The sequence below is a fragment of the Bradyrhizobium sp. genome (genome assembly GCF_030654605.1).
GTDB lineage: Bacteria > Pseudomonadota > Alphaproteobacteria > Rhizobiales > Xanthobacteraceae > Bradyrhizobium.
In genome coordinates this window covers 1-23,435 of the sequence record NZ_JAURXB010000078.1, presented here as the reverse complement: position 1 = coordinate 23,435, position 23,435 = coordinate 1, and the positions used below count along the sequence as shown (strand labels likewise).

Below are 23,435 nucleotides of genomic sequence, written 5' to 3'. Positions count from 1 at the left end.
TGAAGCCGCGCGACGTGATCTATCGCGGCGAGCGCGGCAAGCCGATCTGCGGTCTCGGGGGCTACCAGATGTTCGACTCGCTGGCCGTCGAGGCGTCAGGCAATGTCTGCGTCGCTACGTTGGTCTCGGGCTGCATCTCGGTGATCGCGCCGGATGGCACCCTGGTCGAGCAGGTCCCGACCGGCGATCGCGTCACCACCAACATCGCCTTCGGCGGCCCCGACCTCAAGACCGCCTATATCACGCTGTCCGGCAAGGGCGAGTTGATCGCGATGGACTGGGCGCGGCCGGGTTTGGCGCTGAATTTCTTGAATAAATGATAGTGGAAGCGTTCTCTATCAACGTCATTGCGAGCCACCGGGTCGCGCGAATGCGCGCCCCGTTGGCTCGCAATGACGGTATAGAGAGCAATGACGGCTTAGAGGACGGAGTGAAGACAAAATGCCCTGGCTTGAACCGGTCACCCTCAGCGGCGCGCATGCGCAGCTGAAACCGTTGTCGCACGATCACCTCGACGGGCTGACCGAGGCGGTGAAGGACGGCGAGCTGTGGAAGCTCTGGTACACCTTCATTCCCAGGGCCGAGGACATGCGCAAGGAGATCGATCGCCGGCTCGGTCTGCAGGCGTCGGGCGCGATGCTGCCCTTCACCGTGTTCGATGCCGACGGCAAGATCGCGGGCATGTCGACCTATATGAATGTCGACGCCGCCAACCGCCGGGTCGAAATCGGCTCGACCTGGTATGCCAAGCGCGTGCAGCGCAGCGCGCTCAATACCCAGTGCAAATTGCTGCTGCTCGGCCACGCCTTCGAGAAGCTCGATTGCATTGCGGTAGAGTTCCGCACGCATTTTTTCAACCACCAGAGCCGGCGCGGCATCGAACGTCTCGGCGCCAAGCAGGACGGCATCCTGCGCAATCATCAGGTCGCGCCAAACGGCACGTTGCGCGACACCGTGGTCTACAGCATCATCGCCAGCGAATGGCCGACGGCGAAGGTGCACCTCACCTATCAACTCAACGAAAAGGCGCGGTAGCTTTATCCGCGCCGGAAAAAATACGATGGAAACGTTCGATTACGTGATTATCGGCGCGGGCTCCGCGGGCAGTGTGCTCGCCAACCGGCTGAGCGAAGACGCCGGCACCAGCATCTGCGTGCTGGAGGCCGGACCCAGCGACTGGCATCCCTACATCCATCTGCCGGCGGGTTTCATCAAGACCTTCCACATGAAGAGCATCAACTGGGCCTACCAGCAGGAGGTGGGGCCCTGGACCGGCGGCCGCAGCATCTACGCGCCGCGCGGCAAGACGCTCGGCGGCTCCTCCTCGATCAACGGCCACATCTACAACCGCGGCCAGCGCCAGGATTTCGATACCTGGGCGCAGCTCGGCAATCGCGGCTGGGGCTATCCGGACGTGCTGCCCTATTTCAAGCGGCTGGAGCGGCGGGTCGGGGAGGGCGAGGATACGTTCCGCGGCCGCGACGGCGCGCTCACCGTCACCACCATGGACTGGCGCGATCCGCTCTGCGAGGCCTTCATGGCCGGTGCGGTGAGCCTCGGCATTCCCAAGAACCCCGATTACAACGGCGGCATCCAGGAAGGCGTCTCCTACGCCCAGCGCACCATCAAGGACGGGCTGCGCGTCAGCGCGGCGACCGCGTTCCTGCGTCCGGCGATGAAACGGCCCAACGTTCACGTGCGCACCCATGCGCATGCCACCAACATCATATTCGAGGGCAAGCGCGCCGTCGGCGTGCGTTACATCAGGGGCGGCAAGAACGGCACACCGGTGGAAGTGCGGGCCAACAAGGAAGTCATCCTTTCCGGCGGCACCTACAACTCGCCGCAACTGCTGCAATTGTCCGGCGTCGGCTCGCCGGAGCTGCTGGGCTCGCTCGGCATCGAAGTGCGCCACGCTCTCACCGGCGTCGGCGAAGGATTGCAGGACCATTACGCACCGCGTTCGGTCGCCCGCGTCAAGAACATCAAGACCATCAACGAACTCAGGCGCGGCCTCAGCCTGTGGGTGGAGGCGCTGAAATGGGCGACGACGCGGCGCGGCCTGCTGTCGCTGTCGCCGACCATGGTCTACTGCTTCTGGCATTCCGGCGAGAGCACCGAAAGCTCCGACCTGCAGCTGACCTTCACGCCGGCGAGCTACAAGGAAGGCGTGCAGGGCCAGCTCGAGGACGAGCCCGGCATGACGGTAGCCTCGTGGCAGCAGCGGCCGGAAAGCCGCGGCTATGTCCGCGCCCGCTCGGCCGACCCGTTCGCGCCGCCGATCATCCAGACCAACTACCTGGTCGAGGAGCTCGACCGCCGCACCGTGGTCGCCGGCATGAAGCTGGCGCGACGGCTGTTGTCATCGGCGCCGCTGGCGCCGTATTACGCCTATGAGGACTATCCCGGCCCCAACGTGCAGAGCGACGACGAATTCCTCGCGGCCGCGACCGAGCGCGGCACCACCACCTTCCATCCCGGCTGCACCTGCCGGATGGGACCCGCCGACGCCAAATGGGCCGTGGTCGACGACCAGCTGCGCGTCCACGGGCTGCAGGGCCTGCGCGTGGTCGATGCCTCGATCATGCCGCGCATGATCTCGGCCAACCTCAACGCCTCGACCCTGATGATCGCCGACAAGGCGTCGGACATGATCCGCGGCAAGGCCGCGCCGGAGGCGGTGGTGCTGGGATAAATGTCCGGCCGGCATCAAGCCGGCCAGGCATTGCAAGATGATTTCTACCGCTCGGCCTTCACCAGTTGATAGGCGCCGCGCTCGAACGCGTCGTAGGTAGCCAGTGCCTTGGCGTCGGCGAACGGCAGATACTGCATCATGATCACGCCGGCGATGCCGCTGATGGGGTCGATCCAGAAGTACGTGTTGTTGATGCCGGCCCAGCTCAGGCTGCCGGGCGAGCGCTTGCCGGGTACCTGGTCGGCCGTGATCAGGAAGCCGAGCCCCCATTTGTCGCGTCCGTCAGCGATGAAGGTGAAGTCGGCGCTGCGCGGCAGCGCGCTCTTGTGCGCGGGGACCGTGACCGCGCCGATGTGGTTCTGGCCCATCAGCGCCACCGTCCCGGCCTCGAGCACCCGCGCCCCATCGAGCGCGCCGCCATTGAGCAGCATGCGCATGAAGCGACCGTAGTCCCCGGCGGTGGAGGCGAGGCCGCCGCCGCCGATCGGCGATGCGATGGTGAGCCCGAGCTGCGGCTTTTGCAGTTCGACGGCGCCGTCCATCCGCTCGCCGCTGCGCCATTGTTGCGCCACCAAACGCGGGCCCTTGGCTTCGGGCACGTTGTAGGAGGTGTCATTCATCCCGAGCGGGGCGAGGATGTGCTGGCGGAAGTAATCCTCGAGAAACTCGCCGGATACCACCTCGACCAGTTTGCCGACGACATCGGTCGAGGTGCTGTAGTGCCAGCGCTCGCCCGGATCGAACAGCAGCGGTCCGCCGAACGGATAGGTTTCGCCGGCACGCGGCTTGAAATCGCGCCAGGTCTCGCTGGTGAACGGATAGGCCAGGCCGGACGTATGCGTCAGGAAGTGCCTGACGGTCGCCGGTCGCGATGCCGGGCGGAGCTGGTAGGCGCCGGTGGCCGGGTCGAACGATTCGAAGACTTTCAGTCCGGCGAGCTCGGGCAGGTATTTTTCGGCCGCATCGTCGAGGCCGAGACGGCCCTGCTCGACCAGCTGCATCAACGCCACCGACGTGACCGGCTTGGTCATCGAGGCGATGCGAAACAGCGCATCTGATGTGAGCGGGCGCCCGGTAGCTACATCCGCCACGCCGAAGGCGCTCTGATACAGCACGCGTTCGCGATTCGTGACCAGCGCGACCACGCCCGGCACGTCCTTGCGCTCGACCGCGCCGCGCAGGCTGGTGTCGAGGGCTGCACGCTCCGATGAGATACGGGCGCTCGCCGTGCCGGCCAGGGCAGGCTTCCCCATTTACACTTCGCGCCGGCTCAGAAACGCCAGCCGCTCGAACAAATGCACGTCCTGCTCGTTCTTGAGCAGCGCGCCGTGCAGCGGCGGGATCAGCTTGCGCGGGTCGCGCTCCCGCAGCATTTCCGGCGTCATGTCCTCGTTGAGCAGCAGCTTCAGCCAGTCCAGCAGCTCCGAGGTCGACGGCTTCTTCTTCAGGCCGGGCACTTCGCGCACCTCGAAGAAGATCCGCAGGGCTTCTTCCACCAGGCGCTTCTTGATACCGGGGAAATGCACGTCGACGATCCGCTGCATGGTGTCGGCGTCGGGGAACTTGATGTAGTGGAAGAAGCAGCGGCGCAGGAACGCGTCCGGCAGTTCCTTCTCGTTGTTCGAGGTGATCATCACGATCGGGCGCAGCGTCGCCTTGATGTTCTCGCCGGTCTCGTAGACGAAGAATTCCATGCGATCGAGCTCGAGCAGCAGATCGTTGGGGAATTCGATGTCGGCCTTGTCGATTTCGTCGATCAAGAGCACCGGGCGTTTCTCGTGCGTGAAGGCCTCCCACAATTTGCCGCGCTTGATGTAGTTGGCGATGTCGGAAACCTTGGAATCGCCGAGCTGGCTGTCGCGCAGCCGCGACACCGCGTCGTATTCGTAGAGGCCCTGCTGCGCCTTGGTGGTGGACTTGATGTGCCAGGTCAGGAGCGGCGCCCCGAGTGCCTTGGCGACTTCCTCGGCCAGCACGGTCTTGCCGGTGCCGGGCTCGCCCTTGATCAGCAGCGGGCGCTCCAGCACGATCGAGGCGTTGACGGCGATCTTGAGGTCGTCGGTGGCGACGTAGTCCTTGGTGCCGGTAAATTTCATTGAGTCGTTGCCTTGTCGTTTGTTCTTGAGCGCACGGGCGCCGCTATACAGGAAACGACCGCCGGATCATCGGCGGTCGCTATCGGATGACAGGGGCTGGTCAGGCGCGTTTGACCAGGGCGAGGATGACGAGAACGATGACCGCGCCGATGGTGGCGTTGACTATATCGCGGACCCAACCGACGCCGAGGCTGACGCCCAGTTGCGGCAGGATCCAGCTCGCCACCAGCGCGCCGATGATGCCTATCACGATGTTGCCGATCAGCCCGAAACCGGCGCCGCGAACGATCAGGCCGGCGAGCCAGCCGGCGATCGCGCCGATCACAATTGCCGCTAAAATACCCATGGATTATACCCCATTGAAAAATCCCTTACGGGTCAATTCTAGTTGAAAAACCCGGCAGGTCCAGACCTCATCCATGCAGGGAAGCCCCTTGACGTCCACCGCCCGGCGGGCAATCTGTACCTCATGTTTCTGCAATTCTTCACATCGCTGCGCGACGCCCAGGTCCCGGTCACCTTGCGCGAGTATCTGACGCTGATGGAGGCGCTCGACGCCGACCTCGCGGGGCAGACGGTGGAAAACTTCTATTACCTGTCGCGCGCGACGCTGGTGAAGGACGAGCGCAACCTCGACAAGTTCGATCGGGTGTTCGGCTCCGTGTTCAAGGGGCTGGAGAGCCTGCTCGACGCCATGGAGAAGGCGGACATTCCCGCCGAATGGCTGAAGAAGCTCGCCGAGAAATACCTCACCGAGGAAGAGAAGAAGCAGATCGAGGCGATGGGCTGGGACAAGCTCATGGAGACGCTGCGCCAGCGCCTGAAGGAACAGCAGGGCCGGCATCAGGGCGGCAACAAATGGATCGGCACCGCCGGCACCTCGCCGTTCGGCGCTCATGGCTACAATCCCGAGGGCGTGCGGATCGGACAGGACAAGAACCGCAACAACCGCGCCGTCAAGGTGTGGGACAAGCGCGAGTTCAGGGATCTCGACGGCAATGTCGAGCTCGGCATCCGCAACATCAAGATCGCGCTGCGACGGTTGCGCAAATTCGCCCGCACCGGCGCCCCCGACGAACTCGACCTCGACACCACGATCCGGGAGACCGCCAACCACGGCTATCTCGACGTCCATATGCGCCCCGAGCGGCGCAATGCGGTCAAGGTTTTGGTCTTCTTCGACATCGGCGGGTCCATGGATTCGCATATCGAGCAGGTCGAGGAGTTGTTCTCGGCGGCGAAGAGCGAATTCAAGCACATGGAATATTTCTACTTCCACAACTGCCTCTATGAGGGCGTCTGGAAGCAGAACAAGCGCCGCTTCACCGACCGCACGCCGACCTGGGACGTGCTGCATAAATATCCGCACGACTACAAGGTGGTGTTCGTCGGCGACGCCTCGATGAGCCCCTACGAAGTCATGGTCCCCGGCGGCTCGGTCGAGCACGTCAACGAGGAGGCCGGTTCGGTCTGGCTGGAGCGCATCACCCGCACCTATCCGCATGCGGTGTGGCTCAATCCGGTGGCGCAGAAGCACTGGGACTATTCGGAATCCACCACCATCATCCGCCGGCTGTTCTCGGAACGCATGTACCCGATCACGATCGAAGGCCTCGAAGGTGCGATGAAGGAACTGGTGCGGTAGCGGGATTACGTGCCCCGGACGCGGCGCAGCGCCCAAGCGCTGCGCCGCAGAGCCGGGGCCCATTAAATTGGCCGCCCTATGGGTCCAGGCTCTGCGGTGCATCGTCTGGAACGCTGCACCGCGTCCGGGATACGTGAGTGGGGGGCGGCTTACACAACGAGGGAAGTTCAATGCCCCAGACCATCCACACCGGCATCAAGGCCTTGATGGACGCAGCCAATGCCGAGATCGAGACCTTGAGCGCCGCCGAGGCCATCCAGGCCGCGCAGGATGACGGCGTCGTGATCGTCGATATCCGCGATCCCCGCGAGATCGAGCGCGACGGCAGAATTCCGGGGGCGTTCTCCTGCACCCGCGGCATGCTCGAATTCTGGATCGACCCGGCGAGCCCCTACGCCAAGCCGAAGTTCCAGGAAGACAAGAAATTCATCTTTCATTGCGCCGGCGGCCTGCGCTCGGCGCTGGCGGCCAAGACCGCGCAGGATATGGGACTGAAGCCGGTCGCCCATGTAGCCGGCGGTTTCGCCGCCTGGCGCGACGCCGGCGGTCCGGTGGAGAAATTCGAACCGAAGAAGAAGGCTTGAGCGGAGTGACCGTTACCTGCTGCGCGTCATGCCCGGGCCTGTCCCGGGCATCCACGTCTTTGCGGCATACGAAGTAGGACGTGGATGGCCGGGACAAGCCCGGCCATGACGACTGTTCAAAGGATTGGACACCATGACATCATCCACCGACGATCCGCTGGTGACCACCGACTGGCTCGCCGCCAGGCTCGACGATCCCCAGGTCAGGATCATCGACGCTTCGTCAAAACTGCCCGGCGTGCTGCCGTTGCCGTCGGAAGATTATCTCGGCGGGCATATTCCGGGCGCGGTGTTCTTTGACGTCAACGCCATTGCCGCGCCCGATGACCCGCGGCCGCATATGTATCCCGATGCCGCGCAGTTCGCGCGCGACGTCGCGGCGCTCGGCATTTCTTCCGACGATACCGTGGTGGCCTATGATTCCGGCGGCTGGACCGCAGCCCCGCGGGCATGGTGGATGTTCCTGTCGTTCGGCCATCCCAATGTGAAGGTGCTGGACGGCGGCCTGAAGAAATGGCTGCGCGAGGGCCGCCCGACGCATTCCGGCAAGGTCACGCCGAAGCCGGGGAAATTCCAGGCCAAGCTCGATCCAGGCTATGTCCGCAGCCAGCAGCAACTGGTGGAGAACCTGACGACAAAGGCCGAGCAGGTGATCGATGCGCGCGCGAAGCCGCGCTTCGAGGGAACGGTCGCCGAGGTGTGGCCGGGCCGCCGCTCCGGCCATATCCCCGATAGCCGCAACGTGCCCTACAACGAGTTGTTCGATGCCGGCACCGGCGCGATGAAGCCGCTCGAGGATTTGCGCAAGGCCTTTACCGGGGCCGGCGTCGACCTCACAAAACCGATCGTGACCAGCTGCGGCTCCGGCGTCTCCGCGCTGGTGCTGACGTTGGCGCTGTACCGGCTCGGCGTGCGCGGGTCAGCGCTGTATGACGGCTCGTGGGCCGAATGGGGCCTGCCCGACGGACCGCCGATTGCGACCGGTCCTGCGTGATCCCAAAAGCTTAGCGGCTACGCGTGGTGATCGTCGGCTGCGCGAACGGATCGGCGGCCTGTTGCTGAGCCGCGGCCTGTCGCGCCCGCAGCGCGATCCTGCGTCGCTCCTTGGCGCGCCGCGCCTGCTGCCGTTTCCTGGCTGCATCAGGATTGGGCTTGGCGCCGGCGGCCTTCGCCGGCGGCGGCGCCTCGATGGCAACGGGCGGACCGCCCAGGGTGGCGATCCTGGTGGCGACGATATCGGTGTCGGCGGCGGGCGGTGCGACCGATTGTTGAGGTGCGGGCGCGCCGGCTTCGCTAGCGGACGGCAAGACCTGCTCCGCCGTCGCGATCCTGGTTTCCTCAGCCGGGACGGGGGCGGGGCTGTCGACGGCCGGCGCCTCGCTTTGCCCCGACATTTCCGGGGCCGAGATGTCAGGCTTCGCGGCCTCCGGCGGGGTTTTGTCCTGCGGCTCCAGCGCGGCGATCCTCTCGGGCTGATCCGGCATCGGGGCGATGGCCGGTGGCTCGGCTGGCGCAGCGGCCGCGGGAATACTGTCCGTGGCCGCCGGCTGCGCCGGCTCCGGTTCGACGCGCAATATCGCCAGCACGGGCATGGGCTCTTCGCCCAAAGCTTCCCTTGCCGGTTCGTTCTGCCGGGCAAATTTCGGCTCTGGCGCCACGCGCCATGCCGGGGTGCTGGCAAATTCCTCGTGGGCGGCGCGCAGCAGGGCCGCCGCGCCGAGCCCGAACACCAGGACCGACATCGACAGCACGATCGCGGCGAGCACAAAACGAAAGCCGGGAAGCATGGAACGCGATTTCCGCCTTCGCAGCTGATCTGGGAAGGCCTTTGAACCCAAGGGAACGCGGCGGGAACGCGGTGACCACACACACTTGACCGGCTTCGCGACGCGGGCCGCCGCCGGCGCGCAGCGAATCAGGCTGATTTCAGGATAGCGCAACCGCTTCCCCGACGTTTGCACCAATTCGGCGGCGAGGGACCCCGCCGCCCCCGTTTTCTTGCGGGGTGCGGCATCGCTGCCACGCCGCCCGGTCCATCACAATATGCTGGAATCGGGCCTGATTTTGCGGTTTTGTCTTGAATGCGCCGCTATCTTCGGCCATCTGCCATTAACGGTCCGGTGTCGGCTTGGGGTCTATACAAGAGCGATGATGATCAAACGCATTCTGACGATTTGTGCTGCCTTGGCGGCGGGTGCAGCGGGAACCTCGCTTGGGGTTTCGTTTGCCCTGGCGCAAGGCTATTCGCAGCCCTCCGGTCCCCTGTATTCGGCATCGCCGGCGCCCTATCCGCCCGGCGGCTATATTGTCGATGAACGCCGCGCCCCCGGCGCGCCGGATTTCGACGCGCTGGATGACGATGACGAGGCGCCGAACGCGCAGAGTTCCACCGCCCTGTCGCCCCCCGGTCCGGTGCTTTCGCCGGCCGACCCGCGCTATGGCCGGCCGGACAGCCGGCCGGTCTACTCCGACCGCGCCCCCGGCCCGATCCTGTCGCCATCGGATCCACGCTACGGCCGCCCCGATGGACCGCCGCCGGTGATCTATTCGGACCGCCCCGCCGGTCCGCCGCAACAGACCTATTCGGATCGCAGCTATGATGATCCGCGCGCGCTGCGCCCGCCGGGAGCCGTCGGCGGCGAGCCGCAAGGCCTTAATCCCCAAGGCGTTAATCCACAAGGCGTTACCGGAACGGTGCAGCCTGGCGCGCCGGCGGGGGCCGATGGCCGTCCGCTGGTCTTGTCGGCGCTGCCCCCCGAGGAACAGCCCGAAGTCGGTCCGGCACAATTGCCGCCGCACCTGCGCAAGCAGGAAGTGGCCTACGTCACCAAGGAACCGGCGGGAACGCTGGTTGTCGATACCCCCAACACCCACCTCTATTACATCCTGGGGAACGGGCGCGCGATCCGCTATGGCGTCCGCGTCGGCCGCGACGGCTTCACCTGGAACGGGGTGCAGAAGGTGTCGCGCAAGGCCGAATGGCCGGATTGGCACCCGCCTGCCGAGATGATCGAACGTCAGCCCTATCTGCCGCGCTTCATGGCCGGTGGCCCCGGCAATCCGATGGGCGCGCGCGCCATGTATCTCGGCTCCACCGTGTTTCGTATCCACGGCACCAACCAGCCTTCCACCATCGGCAAGTTCGTCTCCTCGGGCTGCATCGGCATGCTGAACGAGGACGTCTCGGACCTGTTCGACCGGGTCAAGGTCGGCACCCGCGTGGTCGTGCTTCCCGGCGGCGCGCCGCCGGCCTCGACCGCCACCGCTTCGGCCCAGCCGCTGCCGGGCCCGGCTCCCGCGCAGGCGTACAACGCTCCGGTGCCCGGCCAGCAGCCCACCGTGGTGCCGCCGCTGCCCGCCCCGGTGACGGTGAGGTAGGCTTCGCCCGTAAATACCAACGCGAAAAGGCCCGCTTGAGCGGGCCTTTTTTATTCGTCATTGCGAGCGAAGCGAAGCAATCCAGCTTTCTTTGTGCTGTGGCATGGATTGCTTCGTCGCAAGTGCTCCTCGCAATGACGGCGGATAGAGTCACACGTGCTCAGGCCAGTCTCCGCGCCGGCTCGCCCTTGAACCAGGCGTCGATGCCGTCGACCATCTGGCTGTAGTGGTTGCGAAAACTCTCTTCGGTGACGTAGCCGAGATGCGGCGTCAGCACGAGGTTGTCGAGCTTGCGGAACGGATGGTCGACCGGCAGCGGCTCGACCGAGAACACGTCGATCGCGGCGCCGGCGATCTTTTTCTGCTGCAGGGTTTGCAGCAAGGCATCTTCGTCGATGATCGGACCGCGCGCGGTGTTGACGATGTAGCTGGTCGGCTTCATCCGGGCGAGATCCGCCGCGCCCACCAGTCCACGCGAGCGCTGGCTCAGCACCACATGGACGGTGATGATATCGGCGGTGGCGAACAATTCCTCCTTGCTGGCGTAACCGACCCCGACTTCCTTGCATCGCTCCGGCGTCAGGTTCGGGCTCCAGGCGATCACGTTCATGCCGAAGGCCTGTGCCAGCCCTGACACCTTGGCGCCCAGCTTGCCGAGGCCGACCACGCCGAGCGTCTTGCCCTCGATCTCGATCCCGGCGAATTTCTGCAAGGGCTCGCCGGCATGCATGCGCGCGTTCTCGCGGCCGATATTGCGGGTCAGTTCCAGGATCAGGCCCATCGTCAGCGGCGCGGTTGGATCACGGGAAAATTGCGTCCCGCACAGCACGATACCCTGGTCTTTCGCCGCCTCCAGATCGAGCGCGGCATTGCGCATGCCCGAGGTGATGAACAGTTTCAGCCTCGGCAGGGCCGCGAACAACGCGCGCGGAAACGGCGTGCGCTCGCGCATCGCGCAGATGATCTCGAAATCCTTCAGCGCGTCCGCGGCGGCCTGCTGGGAAGCGAAGGGCTGGTCGAACACGGTGACGTCGACGCGATCGGAAACTCCAGACCAGTCCGCCACCGTCAAGGCCACGTTGAGATAGTCATCGAGAATTGCACAGCGCAGCCGCGTCATGGAAAGGTCCGTTCATGGCGATGATGACGGGGCGGAAACGCCGCCGTCGGGGAAGCGCCATGGTCGCGCGCAATCGGCGAGCGCGCAAGCACCCGTGGCATCAAAGTATCGCTGCCCATCCTTCGAGACGGCCACGGAGCCTGTCATCGGGCGCGCATTCGCGCGACCCGTTGGTGGCCTCCTCAGGATGAGGTTTGACTTGCTGAAACACACACAACCTCATGCTGAGGAGCGAGCCTTGCGGTGCACTTGCACCGCAGGGCGAGCATCTCGAAGCATGGGCAGCAGGCGCCAGGGTCAGCCGCCGTAGCGCTGCGACGATGCGGTCTGCTTGGCGCGGCAGGCCGGGCCGGGGCCGCGCATGTAATGCAGTTCCGGCCGGTACGAATCGAATGCCCGGGCGAGGAACTGGCGGCAAAAATCGCGGATTTCGGCGAGTGGATTGCTGCGTCCGTCGCGGTGGTTCGCCGGGGAGGAGAGCTGTTCGGACGTGATCGTTGCCATGACGGACCTGCCTTTTTGCCGGGCGACTTCTGTCGCGCGGAGCGCTTTTTGTGGCGCTGGCGGCCAGTTTCGGGCCGGAGTCATTAAAAGAAGGTTTCAATTGCACCTAACCGTAATGATACTGGTGAACGGGAAGAAAACGCGGTCGCCCGCGGTTGCCCTTTGGGGCCTGTCCCGCTACATCAGCGGCAGCAAATTTCCGTAAAATCCACGGTTTCCAAATCCACGGTTTCAAGGGATCGCGATGGCCCGTCAGTTCGTCTATTTCATGCAGGGTCTGTCGAAGACCTACCCGACCCGCAAGGTGCTGGATAACGTCCATCTGTCGTTCTACCCCGACGCCAAGATCGGCGTGCTCGGCGTCAACGGCTCCGGCAAATCGACGCTGCTGCGGATCATGGCCGGCCTCGACAAGGAATACACCGGCGAGGCCTGGGTCGCCGACGGCGCGCGGGTCGGCTACCTCGAACAGGAACCGCAGCTCGACGCCGACAAGACGGTGCGCGAGAACGTCATGCTGGGCGTCGCCAAGCAGAAGGCGATCCTCGATCGCTACAACGAACTGGCGATGAACTATTCCGAGGAAACCGCCGACGAGATGACCAGGCTGCAGGACGAGATCGAGGCCGCCGGCCTCTGGGATCTCGACAGCAAGGTCGACCAGGCGATGGACGCGCTGCGCTGCCCGCCCGACGAATCCGATGTCACAAAGCTCTCCGGCGGCGAGCGCCGCCGCGTCGCCCTGTGCAAGCTGCTGCTCGACCAGCCCGATCTGCTGCTGCTGGACGAGCCGACCAACCATCTCGACGCCGAGTCGGTGTCGTGGCTGGAAGGCCACTTGCGCAACTATCCCGGCGCCATCCTGATCGTCACCCATGACCGCTACTTCCTCGACAACGTCACGTCCTGGATTCTCGAACTCGACCGCGGCAAGGGCATTCCCTACGAGGGTAACTACACCGCCTGGCTGTCGCAGAAGCAGAAGCGCCTGGCCCAGGAAGGCCGCGAGGACGCCGCGCATCAGCGCACCCTGGAGCGCGAAAAGGAATGGATCGCGGCCTCGCCGAAAGCCCGGCAAGCCAAGTCCAAGGCGCGCTACCAGCGCTACGAGGACCTGCTGAAGCAGGCCGGCGAGAAGCAGACCCAGACCGCGCAGATCACCATTCCGGTGGCCGAGCGCCTCGGCCAGAACGTGGTCGATTTCGAGGGCCTGACCAAGGGGTTCGGCGACAAGCTTTTGATCGACAACCTCACCTTCAAGCTGCCGCCCGGCGGCATCGTCGGCGTGATCGGCCCCAACGGCGCCGGCAAGACCACGCTGTTCCGGATGATCACCGGCCAGGAAAAGCCGGACAAGGGCACCATCACGATCGGCGAGAGCGTGCATCTCGGCTATGTCGACCAGTCCCGCGACAGTCTCGACGGCAAGAAGAGCGTGTGGGAGGAAATTTCCGGCGGCAACGAACTCATTCTGCTCGGCAAGCGCGAGGTCAATTCGCGCGGCTATTGCTCGTCGTTCAACTTCAAGGGCGCCGACCAGCAGAAGAAGGTCGGCTCCTTGTCAGGCGGCGAACGCAACCGCGTGCATCTGGCCAAGATGCTGAAGTCCGGCGCCAACGTGCTGCTGCTCGACGAACCCACCAACGATCTCGACGTCGATACGCTGCGCGCGCTGGAAGAGGCGCTGGAGGATTTCGCCGGCTGCGCCGTGATCATCAGCCATGACCGCTGGTTCCTCGACCGCATCGCCACCCACATGCTGGCGTTCGAGGACGACGCGCATGTCGAATGGTTCGAAGGTAATTTCCAGGACTACGAAAAGGACAAGATGCGAAGGCTGGGTCAGGATTCCATCATCCCGCATCGGCTGAAGCACAAGAAGCTGACGCGCTAAGCCGTAGCCTTAGTCGGGAATCATGACGGGCACGGCGTGCCAGCGGGCCGCCTCTGCCAGACGGTCATCGAATGTTGCGAGCGTCGCGCCGCTGTGGCGCGTTATCGCAAGGTGAATGGCGTCGGGCGCGCTGAGCTTTGAGGTGAAGTCTCGGACAATCTGGCCGGCCGCGGCCATGTGTTCGGGCGCACAGCGCACGATCTGGACGTTGCGGGACAGCCACTCGTCAAATCGGCGGAATGCAAGATTTGCGGTCTCGGCCGTCAGTCGATTCATTCTGACCCGACGCGAGACCACAGCCGCGAACTCGACGGCGCAAAAATCGCTGGCCAGAATCGTTGGTTTTTCCCGGATCAGCCAGGTGTCTGTTCTGGATGAGTGTGCGTCCTGCAGCAGCAGCGCGACCACCACGCTGGTGTCGAGGTAATGGCTCACTCGAAATCGTCTCGCATCGCGCGAATTTCGGCGACGGTATCGCCATCGAAGGATGGCAGACTTTCACGGCATTGCCGAAGCCACTCGATATCCGCCGCGGTAACGGGTCGGCCAGCCGGCGCGGCCGGCCGCAACTCGACGACCGGTTTGCCATGTCGCGTGATGGTGACCTGCTGGCCGTCCAGGGCTTGATCGACCAGCTTCGAGAGCTGGTCCTTTGCTTGAGCAATGGAATAGGTGGACATAGCCGCCTCCCGAATATGGCCATATATGGCCATATTTTTTCGGAATTTGCAAGCGCGGCAAGAAGAGCGTGTGGGAGGAAATCTCCGGCGGCAACGAGCTCATTCTGCTCGGCAAGCGCGAGGTCAATTCGCGCGGCTATTGCTCGTCGTTCAACTTCAAGGGCCGTAGGGCGGATTTCGCTTTAATCCGCCATCTCGATGGATCGGCGGGTTAAAGTGAACCCGCTCTACGCGAGCTGTGCCTGCCCTTGGCGCGACGCATTGCCTGTCCAATACAATCAATATTTGCTAGTTTGGATTATGCAACGAACGCGGGTAACATATTGCACATTGAATCTTTGACAATTTCTGGTTTCCGCTCTTTTGGGCCCGATGGCGAAACCATCGTGTTGGCCGAGGGGCTCACGACAGTCGTTGGACCCAACGCCTCAGGCAAGACGACCCTCCTGCATGCCCTTTGCAAGGTGTTTGGAGTCACGCGCGCGCAGAGAACTATTCAGCGCTCCGACTTTCACCTCCCAAAGGATGTCGCACCCGACGACCGCAGCACGCGCGGCCTTTCGATTGAAATGATCATTGCGCTGCCTGAGCTCGCAAAAGGCACGGCGACATCGAAAACAATCGCCCCCGTATTTAGACACATGCAAATCAAGAAACCGAAGGCGACACCCGTATGCCGCGCGCGGCTAGAAGCGCAATGGACGGACGACGGCACCGCTGAAGGGGAAGTAACTCAGGATCTGTTCTGGATCACGACGCTCGACGACAAATTTACAGATGAACAGAAAACGCCCGTGACCGGCGTCGATCGCGGTCTGATCCATGTGTATTACACGCCAGCGTCGCGCGACGCGGAAGCTCAGATCAAGGCGTCGGCCGGCGCCCTCGCGGCGCGACTCCTGCGGGCGATTGAGTGGTCGAAGAAAACAAAGGATTCAGTTCAGGAAGCAACCAAGAAGCTTTCGACTGCTTTTACAGCCGAGCCGGCCGTTGAGGCGATCGGCAACGCTCTGTCCGAGCGATGGTCGGAGCTGCACAATGGGACCATCGATAAAGACCCCAGCCTGGCCTTGATCAGCCAGCGCTTTGAAGAAATTGTCGCCAAGGTGCAAGTTCTCTTTGAACAAGGACCCGGCGGGATTGAGCGAGGCCTAGATGTATTGAGCGATGGCCAGCAATCACTATTCTATTTCGCTCTTGCGGCAGCGGTTTTTGACCTCGAGCGGGACGCCGTCGCAAACAAGATAAAAGGCTTCCGCGCCGATGATCTTAGAATTCCGGCCTTGAGCGTTTTCGCGATTGAAGAGCCTGAAAACCATTTATCACCATACTACCTCGCACGCATCGTTCGACAGATACGAGCGATCGTGGCGGACGATACGGCTCAAGCGCTCATAACCAGCCATGCGCCAGCGGTCCTCAGTCGGGTCGAGCCCGCCGAGGTACGCTACTGCCGTTGCGATGACGATGGGGAAACCAGCGTCAGAGCAGTCCAGCTCCCGAAAGACGACGAAGAGGCAGGCAAGTTTGTGCGCGGCGCGATGCTTGCATTTCCGGAACTGTACTTTGCCCGCTTTGTCGTCTTGGTCGAAGGTGACTCCGAACGCGTTGTTCTCCCGTGTCTTGCACAAGCGGAAGGCCTTCTTGTCGATCCTTCTTTCGTGGCGGTTGTCCCGCTTGGCGGGCGCCACGTGCAGTACTTCTGGAAGCTTCTCGAGGGGCTTGAGATACCATACGCGACCTTGCTCGATCTGGATGTAGGTCGAAAAGGTGGCGGGTGGGGCCGGATCAAAAATGCGCTTGAGAATCTAATTAAGAATGGGCACCCAAAGGACACACTCTTAGCAATCGAAGGAGGTGACCAAGCCGATTTAGCCAAAATGCACACATGGAACGTTGACGAGGATCTGGCAAGCTGGGTCACCTTTCTCCGTAGCTACAGTCTCTATTTTTCTGGTCCGCTCGATCTCGACATGGCGATGCTCAAGGCATATCCAAAAGCTTATGAGGCTGTTATTCCCGCAGGCGGAGGGCCTTCCGGAAAGAAGGAGACGGCAGTCAACGCCGTGCTGGGAGAAGGTGGCGAAGGCCTGACGCCGTATACCGCCCACTACTCTGGTTATGATGAGTTGATGGCAGCATATCGCTATCACTTTCTCACACACAGCAAGCCCGCCACGCATTTACGGGCCTTCGCGCATCTCGACTATGCTACCTTGAAAAAAGACATGCCCGAGCCCTACCGCGAGTTGCTCAAACATGTGGTCGACAATTTGAAGCGGGATTAGAGATGGCTATGCTGCTCCGGCGCATAGATCCCACACAGTGGAAGCCTGTCGGCATTGACGCCTTAGAAGCGAATGCACTCGACGTTGTTCGATCAACCGACAACCGCTCCGTCATCGCCGGTCCTGGGTCGGGTAAAACAGAGCTTCTTGCACAACGTGCATGCTACCTTCTTCAATGCGGCATCTCGCCGGCACCGCAACGCATACTCGCAATCAGCTATAAGCGGGATGCCGCCTCCAATATATCCGCGCGCGTGCGCGCCAGAACCCATCCGGACCTCGCGTATCGGTTTGATTCTCTGACATTTGATGCCTTTGCGAAAGGCCTGCTTGACCGCTTCGGTCAAGCTTTACCAAAGGAATGGCGACCCAAGCCAAATTACGAGATCGCAAACGCGACGTTCACGATTGTACAGGCCGCCCTTCAGGCGCTTACCCCGCCAAAGTCGGTCGGTACAAAGGCGGACGTGATCGGAATAACCGTCAAGACTTTCGAGCGCGACCATCTTGTTGCAGCTCCGCTCGCGCTAGTCCCACCGACGACGCCCACGATCGAGCAATGGGCCGCTAATGAGTTTTGGAAGTCCTGGCTGCATAACGGATCTCATAGCGCCCTCACCTTCCCCATGATCGGCAGGCTCGCTGAATTACTCATTCGCACCAATCCGATGGTTCGCGAGGCGCTGCGTCTCACATATTCTCACCTGTTCATGGATGAGTTTCAGGACACGACGCAGGTTCAATTTGATCTTGCCAAGACGATATTTGCAGGCTCACAGACGATTGTCACCGCTGTCGGAGACAACAAGCAGCAAATCATGCGCTGGGCCATGGCGATGGACGATCCGTTCGCGCCCTTCGAGGCCGACTTCTCGGCAAAACGCACGCCGCTCCACAACAACTATCGATCCTCACCGGATCTTGTCCGAATACAAGAAATCTTCGCAAAAGCACTCGACGGTACGGCTGAAAAGCCGATATCAAAGTCGAAGGGTACGATCGTTGGAAACAGCTGCGAGGTTTGGGATTTTCCGAGCGCTGATGTGGAAGCGGCAAACCTTGCGGCTTTTGTTGCCGATGAAATGAAGGCGTACGATCTGAAGCCTCGAGACTTTGCCATCCTCGTCAGGATGAAGGCCGCAGAATATCTCAAAAAACTTGAGCCGGCCTTCGTCGAAAACGGCTTGAGCATTCGCAATGAAGCGGCCCAGGTGGGTAAGGTCGCATTGCAAGAACTTTTTACGGAGCCAGTTTCAGACGTTCTTACCGCCATTCTTCGACTGGCAGCATCAGACGGGGCTGGGCGATACTGGACAGTGTGTTTCGAGACGATTTGCCATTTCTGGGGGCTGACGTTTGATGACGACGACCGTCGCGCGAAAGCGGCAAACTCTCTTCAAGCGTTCGCCGACGGTTTGATTACGAAGTTTCCTAAGCCGCCCACCGATGAGGCTACTGCAAAACGAATCGTCGAAGACGTGGTGTCCTTTGTCGGGCAAAGTAATCTCTTGGCCTTGTCGCCCGCTTACAGGCAAGGCAACTGGTATCGCCATGTTTGCGAAGCCGCCACGTTTCACCTTGAGGCTTCATCAAAGAATGCAGCGGATTGGACGGGTGCCTTAGATAGTTACGAGGGTCTACACGCGGTGCCGCTTATGACGGTTCATAAGAGCAAAGGTTTAGAATATCACACCGTTCTGTTCGTTGGACTGGACGATGGCGCCTGGTTCAACTTCGGCAAGCAGTCACATGAAGAAACTGCCGGCTTCTTTGTGGCATTCACTCGCGCCGAGCAGCGCGTCGTATTCACATACTGTGCGCTGCGTGGATCGCGTGCTGGCGTTGCGCCACTGTACGATTTGCTGAAGCAGGCCGGAGTTCAAACGGTCGCGAAGAAGTAGCCCTTCTCCGGAGTCTTAGCCTTAGATTCGTAGCCCGGGACCCGCAATTATCGATTAATGCTTTATATGCCGAGAGGCAACACACCATCCCCCTGCGACAAATTAACCCGTCGGGTAAAATTTCGCTTTTCCCGAAACCCAAATCACCCTTATGACTCACCCCATCCTGTCCTCTTGGAAGGGGCGTTGGCCATCGTTACCGAACGTTGGGGCAGGAGTTGCGGTGGACGCGGCGGCATCGTGCGCGGAATGGGACCAGCAGGGCGGGTAAACTCCGTGAGCGGTTCTGGAACGTGTTGACGAGCGGTGCTGCAGCGTACGGCAAAAGCGTGTGGACCCGATGCCTGAAACTGGTAGGCGTCAAGTCTTGCGGAGGTGCTGCATGCCCGACCGGGCTGACGTGCCGGTTTCCGCGAGGCGACGGAGGCGACAAAGGCCATGAATTCTCCGGGGTGAGCGCGCCATAAGCCGTCGAGCCATTGCGCAGGGAATGTCGGATGTTCTCCGCTGCCCTGTATGCTCGTGTGCAGCTTTTTTTATACGACTTCGCACACGAGACCGCGGGTGCAGCGCGCATCCGGCATTCCCTGCTCCCTCCTTGTTGAGGGGGAAACGACAGGCAAACCTCGGGCTATCAGTGCCGCGAGATCGCGGACGTGTATCTGGTGGCCGAAATATGAATCCGGGAGCGGTCGCGCTGGTCGCACATCGATGGGGACGACAGCCATGTCGAATGGTTCAAAGGCGATGGGCAAGGATGAAAGGTCTCTACCCGACCTTCTCCGCCAGCCACATCTTGATCAGCGACTGATACGGCACGTCGCGCTTGTTGGCGGCGATCTTGATCTGATCCAGCAGGCTCACGGGCAGTCGCAATGAGATGGCTGTGGTCGATGGCTTCAGGTTTGGGAAGCGCACCCGCACGGCCTTGCTCAGGTCAAAATAGTCCGCGGTATCATGCGACTCCCAAAAGGAACGTTCCTGGGATTCGTTGGCAAATTTGGGGACCTTTTTAAGTTTCTTCGGCATAGCGTGTGCGCTCCTTCGCGCTCATCGGACGTACTGAAATAATCCGTAACAGGGTTGCGTCCTGCCTCAATGTGAAGGCGATCTGCAAAAGCCGCCCTGCATGTGTCTTTCCGTAGGCATGGTATCGTTGTTCAGTCGCGCTGTGCTCGGGGTCATATAGCAGCAGGAGCGGAGTGTTCAGAAACACCTGCTCCGCCTCGGCCTGGCCGACGCCGTGTTTGTCCGCGCTCTTTCGGCTGTTACCGTCGTCCCAGTCAAAGCCGGCGATCCGGTCAAAGTTGATCATGGTGTATATGTCCATCATATACAAAAAACGCATCGATGCAATATGAGGTCAAAGAAACATCACCCTGACCTGCGCTCACGTTAGCCTGCGCCAAATGGCCGCTCAGCCCGATCTATCCGAAAATGTGCCATATATCCGGTGCTAGAACCACCACGACTCACCGATCCTGAAGCCCTCCACAGAAAGACCCCCGACCCATGTCCATGACGCCGGAAACACCGCTGCCCCCCAAGGCCATCAGGGCGGCATTGCGTCCGATCCCGATGCTGATCTTCGGCTCGCGCTGGCTGCAGCTGCCGCTGTATGTCGGGCTGATCGTGGCGCAGGGCGTCTATGTCGTGCTGTTCCTGAAGGAGCTGTGGCACCTGTTCCAGCATTCCTTCGACTTCAGCGAGCAGCAGATCATGCTGGCGGTACTCGGGCTGATCGACGTGGTGATGATCTCCAACCTCTTGGTGATGGTCATCGTTGGCGGCTACGAGACGTTCGTTTCCCGCCTCAACCTGCAGGGCCATCCCGACGAGCCGGAATGGCTCAGCCACGTCAACGCCAGCGTGCTCAAGATCAAGCTCGCGATGGCGATCATCGGCATCTCCTCGATCCATCTGTTGCGCACCTTCATCGAGGCCGGGGCGCTGAACTCGGGCAAGGGCAATTACACCGAAACCGGCGTGATGTGGCAGACCATCATTCACACCGTCTTCATCCTGTCGGCGGTCGGCATCGCCTATGTCGACCGGCTGTCGAATCTCGCCACTGAAGAAGCGAAACACGCCGTCAAGCATTGATGGACGGAATGTCGTTCGCCAGGAGTTTGGTTTTGCGAAACCGCGCGATCTCGGCACTCCTGGTGGCGGCAGCGATGGCACTGGGCGCGGTGCAGCCGGTCCGCGCTGCGGACGTAGGCTTCACCCGGTTCATCGCCTCGCTGTGGCCGGAAGCGCAGGCCGCCGGCGTTTCGCGTGCGACCTTCGAGGCCGAGACCCGCGGCCTCGAACCGGATTACAAGCTGCCCGATCTGATCCTGCCCGGACGTCCCGCCACCGGTGCGCCGTCGCAGGCCGAGTTCGTCCAGGTGCCGGCCGACTATGTCAAGGAAGCGAGCATCGCGCGGCTGGCAGCGGAGGGCCAACGGCTGATGACAAAGCATCGCGCCACGCTCGGTGCGATCGAAACGCGCTTCGGGGTGCCCGGCAGCGTGGTGCTGGCGATCTGGGGACGCGAAACCGATTACGGCCGCCACAGGCTGCCCTATGACGGATTGCGCGTGCTGGCGACGCAGGCCTATGTCGGCCGCCGCAAGGAACAGTATCGCATCGAATTCATCCAGGCGCTGAAGCTGATCGGCGACGGCGAGGTGACGCGCAGGGATCTGCGCTCGTCCTGGGCCGGTGCTACCGGCCTCACCCAGTTCCTGCCGTCCGAACTCGGCAAGCACGGTATCGATCTCGATGGCGACGGCCGCCGCGACATCTGGCATTCGGTGCCGGACGCGCTGGCTTCCGCGGCTCAACAACTGGTCAACAAGGGCTGGCAGCCCGGCCTGCGCTGGGCCTATGAAGTGCGCGCCCCGGCCAATGCGGATTGCACCATGGGCGTGCCCGAATTGACCAAGCCGATCGGGCAGTGGCTGCGCGAAGGTTTCGTGCCGGTGCGCGGGCAGAAGCTCGGCGCGGCGGAGCAGGCGCAGCCGGCGTCGTTGCTGCAGCCGGAGGGCATTTACGGTCCGGCGTTCCTGACCACGAAGAACTACTTCGTCATCAAGGAATATAATTTCTCTGATCTGTACGTGCTGTTCGTCGGCCATCTCGCTGACCGCATCGTGAGCCCGCACCCGTTCGCGACGCCTTGGTCGGCCTCGACGCAATTGCGCACCACCTCGGTCGAGGCGATGCAGCGTCACCTCACGCGCATCGGTCTCTACAGCGACAAGGTGGACGGCAAGGCGGGCATGAAGACCCGCGCCGCGCTCGGCGCCTATCAGAAATCCGCCGGGCTCAAGGTGGACTGCTGGCCGAGCGAAGCGGTGCTGCGCTCGATCGGCGCGGCGCGCTAGTTTCCAATTCGTCATTGCGAGCGAAGCGAAGCAATCCATCTGGCAACGAAAGGAAAGAATGGATTGCTTCGTCGCAAGCGCTCCTCGCAATGACGACCTCAAAAGAAAAAACCCGGCCGCATGGGCCGGGTTTGAAAATCACGTCAGCGTCTTGAGGTCGGTCAGATCAATCGCAGACCTCGACGCGGCGAACCCGCCAGCCGTAACCGTCCCAGAAGCGCTCGCGCACCAGACGGCAGGCCGGGTAGTCGTCGACATATACCGGGGCAGGGGCCGCGTAGGCCGGGCGGCTGGAAGCGATCGCTCCGCCGATGATGGCGCCGCCGAGCAGCCCGGCTGCGATGCCGACTCCAACGCCACGCTGCGCGCTGGCGGGAGTCGCGGCAAGCGCACCCGCGATGGTTGCGACCGCGACGAAGGCAGCAAAAGTCTTCTTCATTTCCAGGACTCTCCTCAGGTGGCGCCTGGCGGCGGCGCCGGGTTCAGGGTGACTTGACGCGCCGTATTCGAAACTGGCCGTCTCGATAGAAAGCGCAGAACGGTCAACCGAAAGTAAACGCTGAGGCGACAGTGGCCGGAAAAAGCGGTCTTTTTCGGGCCGTTAACGACAAACGTCCCGGAAACACCGTGTTTCCGGGACGCTGCGCGGGTTTGTAATGAAGATGAACGGGCCTAGTCGCAGACCTGAACGTTGCGAACCCGCCAGCCATAACCGTCCCAGAACCGCTGCCGCTGCACAAAGCAGCTGGGCTCCGCGACATAGGCCGGACCGCCGTAATAACCGTATCCCGGGCCATAGTAACCCGGCCCGTAATATCCGTTCTGCGATGCGATCGCGCCGCCGACAATGGCGCCGCCGAGCAGTCCGGCCGCGACACCGGCGGCAACCCGGCCGTTGCGCGCTTCAGCGGTTTGCGGCGCGGCCACGGCTGAAACAGCCAGGGTGGCGACCGCAGCGAGCGCCATCAATGTCTTCCTCATGGCTTCACCTTTCTCATGGAGCAGGGACAGTGAGAGGTCTGTCATGCGCGAAAGTTCCACATTTCGCTTGAATGATCAATGAACGGAGACATCCTAATTGGTGGGGAATCGGGCAGGCGTGGCATTTTTTGCGGCGCCCCAGCGGGCGCCGTGGCGCCTTTTGATCTATCGCAACCGCCATTTCTAGAGGGCTTCTAGTCTGTCCCCGCGTCAGTTTGGAATTGCTTGAAATGAGGGCTTTTCCTTTTGCATCCCGCGGCGGCCTTCAATATCTGTGGGGTCACGCATCACCGATGGG

25 protein-coding genes are annotated in these 23,435 nt (G+C 62.3%); 13 read left to right on the top strand and 12 right to left on the bottom strand.

The features are described 5' to 3' along the window. The 3 genes from Q7U29_RS08175 to Q7U29_RS08165 all read left to right on the top strand — a co-directional run. Nucleotides 1-320, top strand: a 320-nt coding sequence (locus Q7U29_RS08175; protein WP_304740274.1) for an SMP-30/gluconolactonase/LRE family protein, incomplete at its 5' end; no start/stop codon positions are given. Between the two features lie 121 nt (nucleotides 321-441). After that, the gene (locus Q7U29_RS08170; protein ID WP_304740273.1) at nucleotides 442-1,035 is read left to right on the top strand and encodes a GNAT family N-acetyltransferase; all 594 of its coding nucleotides are present in this window, start codon (nucleotides 442-444) and stop codon (nucleotides 1,033-1,035) included. 25 nt (nucleotides 1,036-1,060) lie between these two features. Continuing rightward, entirely contained in the window at nucleotides 1,061-2,695 is a 1,635-nt protein-coding gene (locus tag Q7U29_RS08165; RefSeq protein WP_304740271.1) for a GMC family oxidoreductase, read from the top strand. A gap of 44 nt (nucleotides 2,696-2,739) precedes the next feature. Here Q7U29_RS08165 and Q7U29_RS08160 read toward each other — a convergent pair whose 3' ends face one another. The 3 genes from Q7U29_RS08160 to Q7U29_RS08150 form a co-directional block, all read right to left on the bottom strand. After that, nucleotides 2,740-3,948, bottom strand: a complete 1,209-nt coding sequence (locus tag Q7U29_RS08160; RefSeq protein ID WP_304740269.1) for a serine hydrolase — start codon at nucleotides 3,946-3,948, stop codon at nucleotides 2,740-2,742. Next, a complete protein-coding gene (locus Q7U29_RS08155) occupies nucleotides 3,949-4,791 on the bottom strand; it encodes a MoxR family ATPase (protein ID WP_304740267.1) in 843 nt (280 codons plus the stop codon). Between the two features lie 100 nt (nucleotides 4,792-4,891). Further along, a complete protein-coding gene (locus Q7U29_RS08150; protein ID WP_304740265.1) occupies nucleotides 4,892-5,137 on the bottom strand; it encodes a GlsB/YeaQ/YmgE family stress response membrane protein in 246 nt (81 codons plus the stop codon). Nucleotides 5,138-5,260: 123 nt separating this feature from the next. Between Q7U29_RS08150 and Q7U29_RS08145 the strand changes: the two genes are divergently transcribed. The 3 genes from Q7U29_RS08145 to sseA all read left to right on the top strand — a co-directional run bounded on the left by Q7U29_RS08145 (nucleotide 5,261) and on the right by sseA (nucleotide 8,014). Then, entirely contained in the window at nucleotides 5,261-6,436 is a 1,176-nt protein-coding gene (locus Q7U29_RS08145; RefSeq protein WP_304740263.1) for a VWA domain-containing protein, read from the top strand. 170 nt (nucleotides 6,437-6,606) lie between these two features. Next, complete coding sequence (locus Q7U29_RS08140; protein WP_304740261.1) at nucleotides 6,607-7,020, top strand: rhodanese-like domain-containing protein; 414 nt, start codon at nucleotides 6,607-6,609, stop codon at nucleotides 7,018-7,020. A 133-nt stretch (nucleotides 7,021-7,153) separates the two neighbouring features. After that, nucleotides 7,154-8,014 (top strand): 3-mercaptopyruvate sulfurtransferase, encoded by an 861-nt coding sequence (gene sseA / locus Q7U29_RS08135; RefSeq protein WP_304740259.1) that lies wholly within the window; start codon nucleotides 7,154-7,156, stop codon nucleotides 8,012-8,014. Between the two features lie 10 nt (nucleotides 8,015-8,024). Here sseA and Q7U29_RS08130 read toward each other — a convergent pair whose 3' ends face one another. Continuing rightward, nucleotides 8,025-8,960 carry a hypothetical protein gene (locus Q7U29_RS08130; RefSeq protein ID WP_304740257.1) on the bottom strand — a complete coding sequence of 312 codons (936 nt, stop codon included), beginning with the start codon at nucleotides 8,958-8,960 and terminating at the stop codon, nucleotides 8,025-8,027. Nucleotides 8,961-9,171: 211 nt separating this feature from the next. Between Q7U29_RS08130 and Q7U29_RS08125 the strand changes: the two genes are divergently transcribed. Further along, complete coding sequence (locus Q7U29_RS08125; RefSeq protein ID WP_370691717.1) at nucleotides 9,172-10,398, top strand: L,D-transpeptidase family protein; 1,227 nt, start codon at nucleotides 9,172-9,174, stop codon at nucleotides 10,396-10,398. A 160-nt stretch (nucleotides 10,399-10,558) separates the two neighbouring features. Here Q7U29_RS08125 and Q7U29_RS08120 read toward each other — a convergent pair whose 3' ends face one another. Both Q7U29_RS08120 and Q7U29_RS08115 read right to left on the bottom strand, forming a co-directional pair. Then, nucleotides 10,559-11,518 carry a D-2-hydroxyacid dehydrogenase family protein gene (locus tag Q7U29_RS08120; RefSeq protein WP_304740254.1) on the bottom strand — a complete coding sequence of 320 codons (960 nt, stop codon included), beginning with the start codon at nucleotides 11,516-11,518 and terminating at the stop codon, nucleotides 10,559-10,561. Between the two features lie 297 nt (nucleotides 11,519-11,815). Then, nucleotides 11,816-12,022 carry a hypothetical protein gene (locus Q7U29_RS08115; RefSeq protein WP_304740252.1) on the bottom strand — a complete coding sequence of 69 codons (207 nt, stop codon included), beginning with the start codon at nucleotides 12,020-12,022 and terminating at the stop codon, nucleotides 11,816-11,818. Nucleotides 12,023-12,266: 244 nt separating this feature from the next. Between Q7U29_RS08115 and ettA the strand changes: the two genes are divergently transcribed. Continuing rightward, nucleotides 12,267-13,916 (top strand): energy-dependent translational throttle protein EttA, encoded by a 1,650-nt coding sequence (ettA, locus tag Q7U29_RS08110; RefSeq protein WP_304740250.1) that lies wholly within the window; start codon nucleotides 12,267-12,269, stop codon nucleotides 13,914-13,916. A 9-nt stretch (nucleotides 13,917-13,925) separates the two neighbouring features. Here ettA and Q7U29_RS08105 read toward each other — a convergent pair whose 3' ends face one another. Both Q7U29_RS08105 and Q7U29_RS08100 read right to left on the bottom strand, forming a co-directional pair. Further along, nucleotides 13,926-14,351, bottom strand: a complete 426-nt coding sequence (locus Q7U29_RS08105; protein WP_304740248.1) for a type II toxin-antitoxin system VapC family toxin — start codon at nucleotides 14,349-14,351, stop codon at nucleotides 13,926-13,928. Then, nucleotides 14,348-14,629 carry a type II toxin-antitoxin system Phd/YefM family antitoxin gene (locus Q7U29_RS08100; RefSeq protein ID WP_304740246.1) on the bottom strand — a complete coding sequence of 94 codons (282 nt, stop codon included), beginning with the start codon at nucleotides 14,627-14,629 and terminating at the stop codon, nucleotides 14,348-14,350. The genes Q7U29_RS08105 and Q7U29_RS08100 overlap by 4 nt, the downstream gene beginning before the upstream one ends. 35 nt (nucleotides 14,630-14,664) lie before the next feature. Between Q7U29_RS08100 and Q7U29_RS08095 the strand changes: the two genes are divergently transcribed. From Q7U29_RS08095 to Q7U29_RS08085, 3 genes are all read left to right on the top strand, one after another. Then, the gene (locus Q7U29_RS08095) at nucleotides 14,665-14,811 is read left to right on the top strand and encodes a hypothetical protein (protein ID WP_304740244.1); all 147 of its coding nucleotides are present in this window, start codon (nucleotides 14,665-14,667) and stop codon (nucleotides 14,809-14,811) included. A 108-nt stretch (nucleotides 14,812-14,919) separates the two neighbouring features. Continuing rightward, complete coding sequence (locus Q7U29_RS08090) at nucleotides 14,920-16,884, top strand: ATP-dependent endonuclease (RefSeq protein WP_304740242.1); 1,965 nt, start codon at nucleotides 14,920-14,922, stop codon at nucleotides 16,882-16,884. 2 nt (nucleotides 16,885-16,886) lie between these two features. Beyond that, nucleotides 16,887-18,785 (top strand): UvrD-helicase domain-containing protein, encoded by a 1,899-nt coding sequence (locus tag Q7U29_RS08085; RefSeq protein ID WP_304740240.1) that lies wholly within the window; start codon nucleotides 16,887-16,889, stop codon nucleotides 18,783-18,785. Nucleotides 18,786-19,553: 768 nt separating this feature from the next. Here the strand turns inward: Q7U29_RS08085 and Q7U29_RS08080 are convergent. Both Q7U29_RS08080 and Q7U29_RS08075 read right to left on the bottom strand, forming a co-directional pair. After that, a complete protein-coding gene (locus Q7U29_RS08080) occupies nucleotides 19,554-19,814 on the bottom strand; it encodes a BrnA antitoxin family protein (RefSeq protein WP_304740238.1) in 261 nt (86 codons plus the stop codon). Next, nucleotides 19,798-20,100 (bottom strand): BrnT family toxin, encoded by a 303-nt coding sequence (locus Q7U29_RS08075; protein WP_304740236.1) that lies wholly within the window; start codon nucleotides 20,098-20,100, stop codon nucleotides 19,798-19,800. Before Q7U29_RS08075 ends, Q7U29_RS08080 begins: the two co-directional genes overlap by 17 nt. Before the next feature lie 197 nt (nucleotides 20,101-20,297). Between Q7U29_RS08075 and Q7U29_RS08070 the strand changes: the two genes are divergently transcribed. Further along, a complete protein-coding gene (locus Q7U29_RS08070; RefSeq protein WP_304740234.1) occupies nucleotides 20,298-20,888 on the top strand; it encodes a TIGR00645 family protein in 591 nt (196 codons plus the stop codon). Between the two features lie 74 nt (nucleotides 20,889-20,962). Beyond that, nucleotides 20,963-22,156, top strand: a complete 1,194-nt coding sequence (locus Q7U29_RS08065) for a lytic murein transglycosylase (RefSeq protein ID WP_304740275.1) — start codon at nucleotides 20,963-20,965, stop codon at nucleotides 22,154-22,156. Between the two features lie 166 nt (nucleotides 22,157-22,322). On the opposite strand, the gene Q7U29_RS08060 is transcribed toward Q7U29_RS08065, so the two are convergent. Together Q7U29_RS08060 and Q7U29_RS08055 are read right to left on the bottom strand one after the other, a co-directional pair. After that, on the bottom strand, nucleotides 22,323-22,595 hold the full coding sequence (locus Q7U29_RS08060) for a hypothetical protein (RefSeq protein ID WP_304740232.1): 273 nt from the start codon (nucleotides 22,593-22,595) through the stop codon (nucleotides 22,323-22,325). A gap of 233 nt (nucleotides 22,596-22,828) precedes the next feature. After that, nucleotides 22,829-23,137 carry a hypothetical protein gene (locus Q7U29_RS08055; protein WP_304740229.1) on the bottom strand — a complete coding sequence of 103 codons (309 nt, stop codon included), beginning with the start codon at nucleotides 23,135-23,137 and terminating at the stop codon, nucleotides 22,829-22,831. Nucleotides 23,138-23,435 lie beyond the last annotated feature (298 nt).

Excerpts from the sequence above, each read along its gene's own strand:
- Q7U29_RS08120 (WP_304740254.1), bottom strand. The coding sequence starts at position 11,518 with ATGACGCGGCTGCGCTGTGCAATTCTCGATGACTATCTCAACGTGGCC.
- Q7U29_RS08170 (WP_304740273.1), top strand. The coding sequence starts at position 442 with ATGCCCTGGCTTGAACCGGTCACCCTCAGCGGCGCGCATGCGCAGCTG.
- Q7U29_RS08115 (WP_304740252.1), bottom strand. The coding sequence starts at position 12,022 with ATGGCAACGATCACGTCCGAACAGCTCTCCTCCCCGGCGAACCACCGC.
- ettA (WP_304740250.1), top strand. The coding sequence starts at position 12,267 with ATGGCCCGTCAGTTCGTCTATTTCATGCAGGGTCTGTCGAAGACCTAC.
- sseA (WP_304740259.1), top strand. The coding sequence starts at position 7,154 with ATGACATCATCCACCGACGATCCGCTGGTGACCACCGACTGGCTCGCC.
- Q7U29_RS08160 (WP_304740269.1), bottom strand. The coding sequence starts at position 3,948 with ATGGGGAAGCCTGCCCTGGCCGGCACGGCGAGCGCCCGTATCTCATCG.
- Q7U29_RS08100 (WP_304740246.1), bottom strand. The coding sequence starts at position 14,629 with ATGGCCATATATGGCCATATTCGGGAGGCGGCTATGTCCACCTATTCC.
- Q7U29_RS08165 (WP_304740271.1), top strand. The coding sequence starts at position 1,061 with ATGGAAACGTTCGATTACGTGATTATCGGCGCGGGCTCCGCGGGCAGT.
- Q7U29_RS08085 (WP_304740240.1), top strand. The coding sequence starts at position 16,887 with ATGGCTATGCTGCTCCGGCGCATAGATCCCACACAGTGGAAGCCTGTC.
- Q7U29_RS08075 (WP_304740236.1), bottom strand. The coding sequence starts at position 20,100 with ATGATCAACTTTGACCGGATCGCCGGCTTTGACTGGGACGACGGTAAC.
- Q7U29_RS08155 (WP_304740267.1), bottom strand. The coding sequence starts at position 4,791 with ATGAAATTTACCGGCACCAAGGACTACGTCGCCACCGACGACCTCAAG.
- Q7U29_RS08150 (WP_304740265.1), bottom strand. The coding sequence starts at position 5,137 with ATGGGTATTTTAGCGGCAATTGTGATCGGCGCGATCGCCGGCTGGCTC.
- Q7U29_RS08065 (WP_304740275.1), top strand. The coding sequence starts at position 20,963 with ATGGCACTGGGCGCGGTGCAGCCGGTCCGCGCTGCGGACGTAGGCTTC.
- Q7U29_RS08070 (WP_304740234.1), top strand. The coding sequence starts at position 20,298 with ATGTCCATGACGCCGGAAACACCGCTGCCCCCCAAGGCCATCAGGGCG.
- Q7U29_RS08140 (WP_304740261.1), top strand. The coding sequence starts at position 6,607 with ATGCCCCAGACCATCCACACCGGCATCAAGGCCTTGATGGACGCAGCC.
- Q7U29_RS08055 (WP_304740229.1), bottom strand. The coding sequence starts at position 23,137 with ATGAGGAAGACATTGATGGCGCTCGCTGCGGTCGCCACCCTGGCTGTT.
- Q7U29_RS08145 (WP_304740263.1), top strand. The coding sequence starts at position 5,261 with ATGTTTCTGCAATTCTTCACATCGCTGCGCGACGCCCAGGTCCCGGTC.
- Q7U29_RS08080 (WP_304740238.1), bottom strand. The coding sequence starts at position 19,814 with ATGCCGAAGAAACTTAAAAAGGTCCCCAAATTTGCCAACGAATCCCAG.
- Q7U29_RS08125 (WP_370691717.1), top strand. The coding sequence starts at position 9,172 with ATGATCAAACGCATTCTGACGATTTGTGCTGCCTTGGCGGCGGGTGCA.
- Q7U29_RS08060 (WP_304740232.1), bottom strand. The coding sequence starts at position 22,595 with ATGAAGAAGACTTTTGCTGCCTTCGTCGCGGTCGCAACCATCGCGGGT.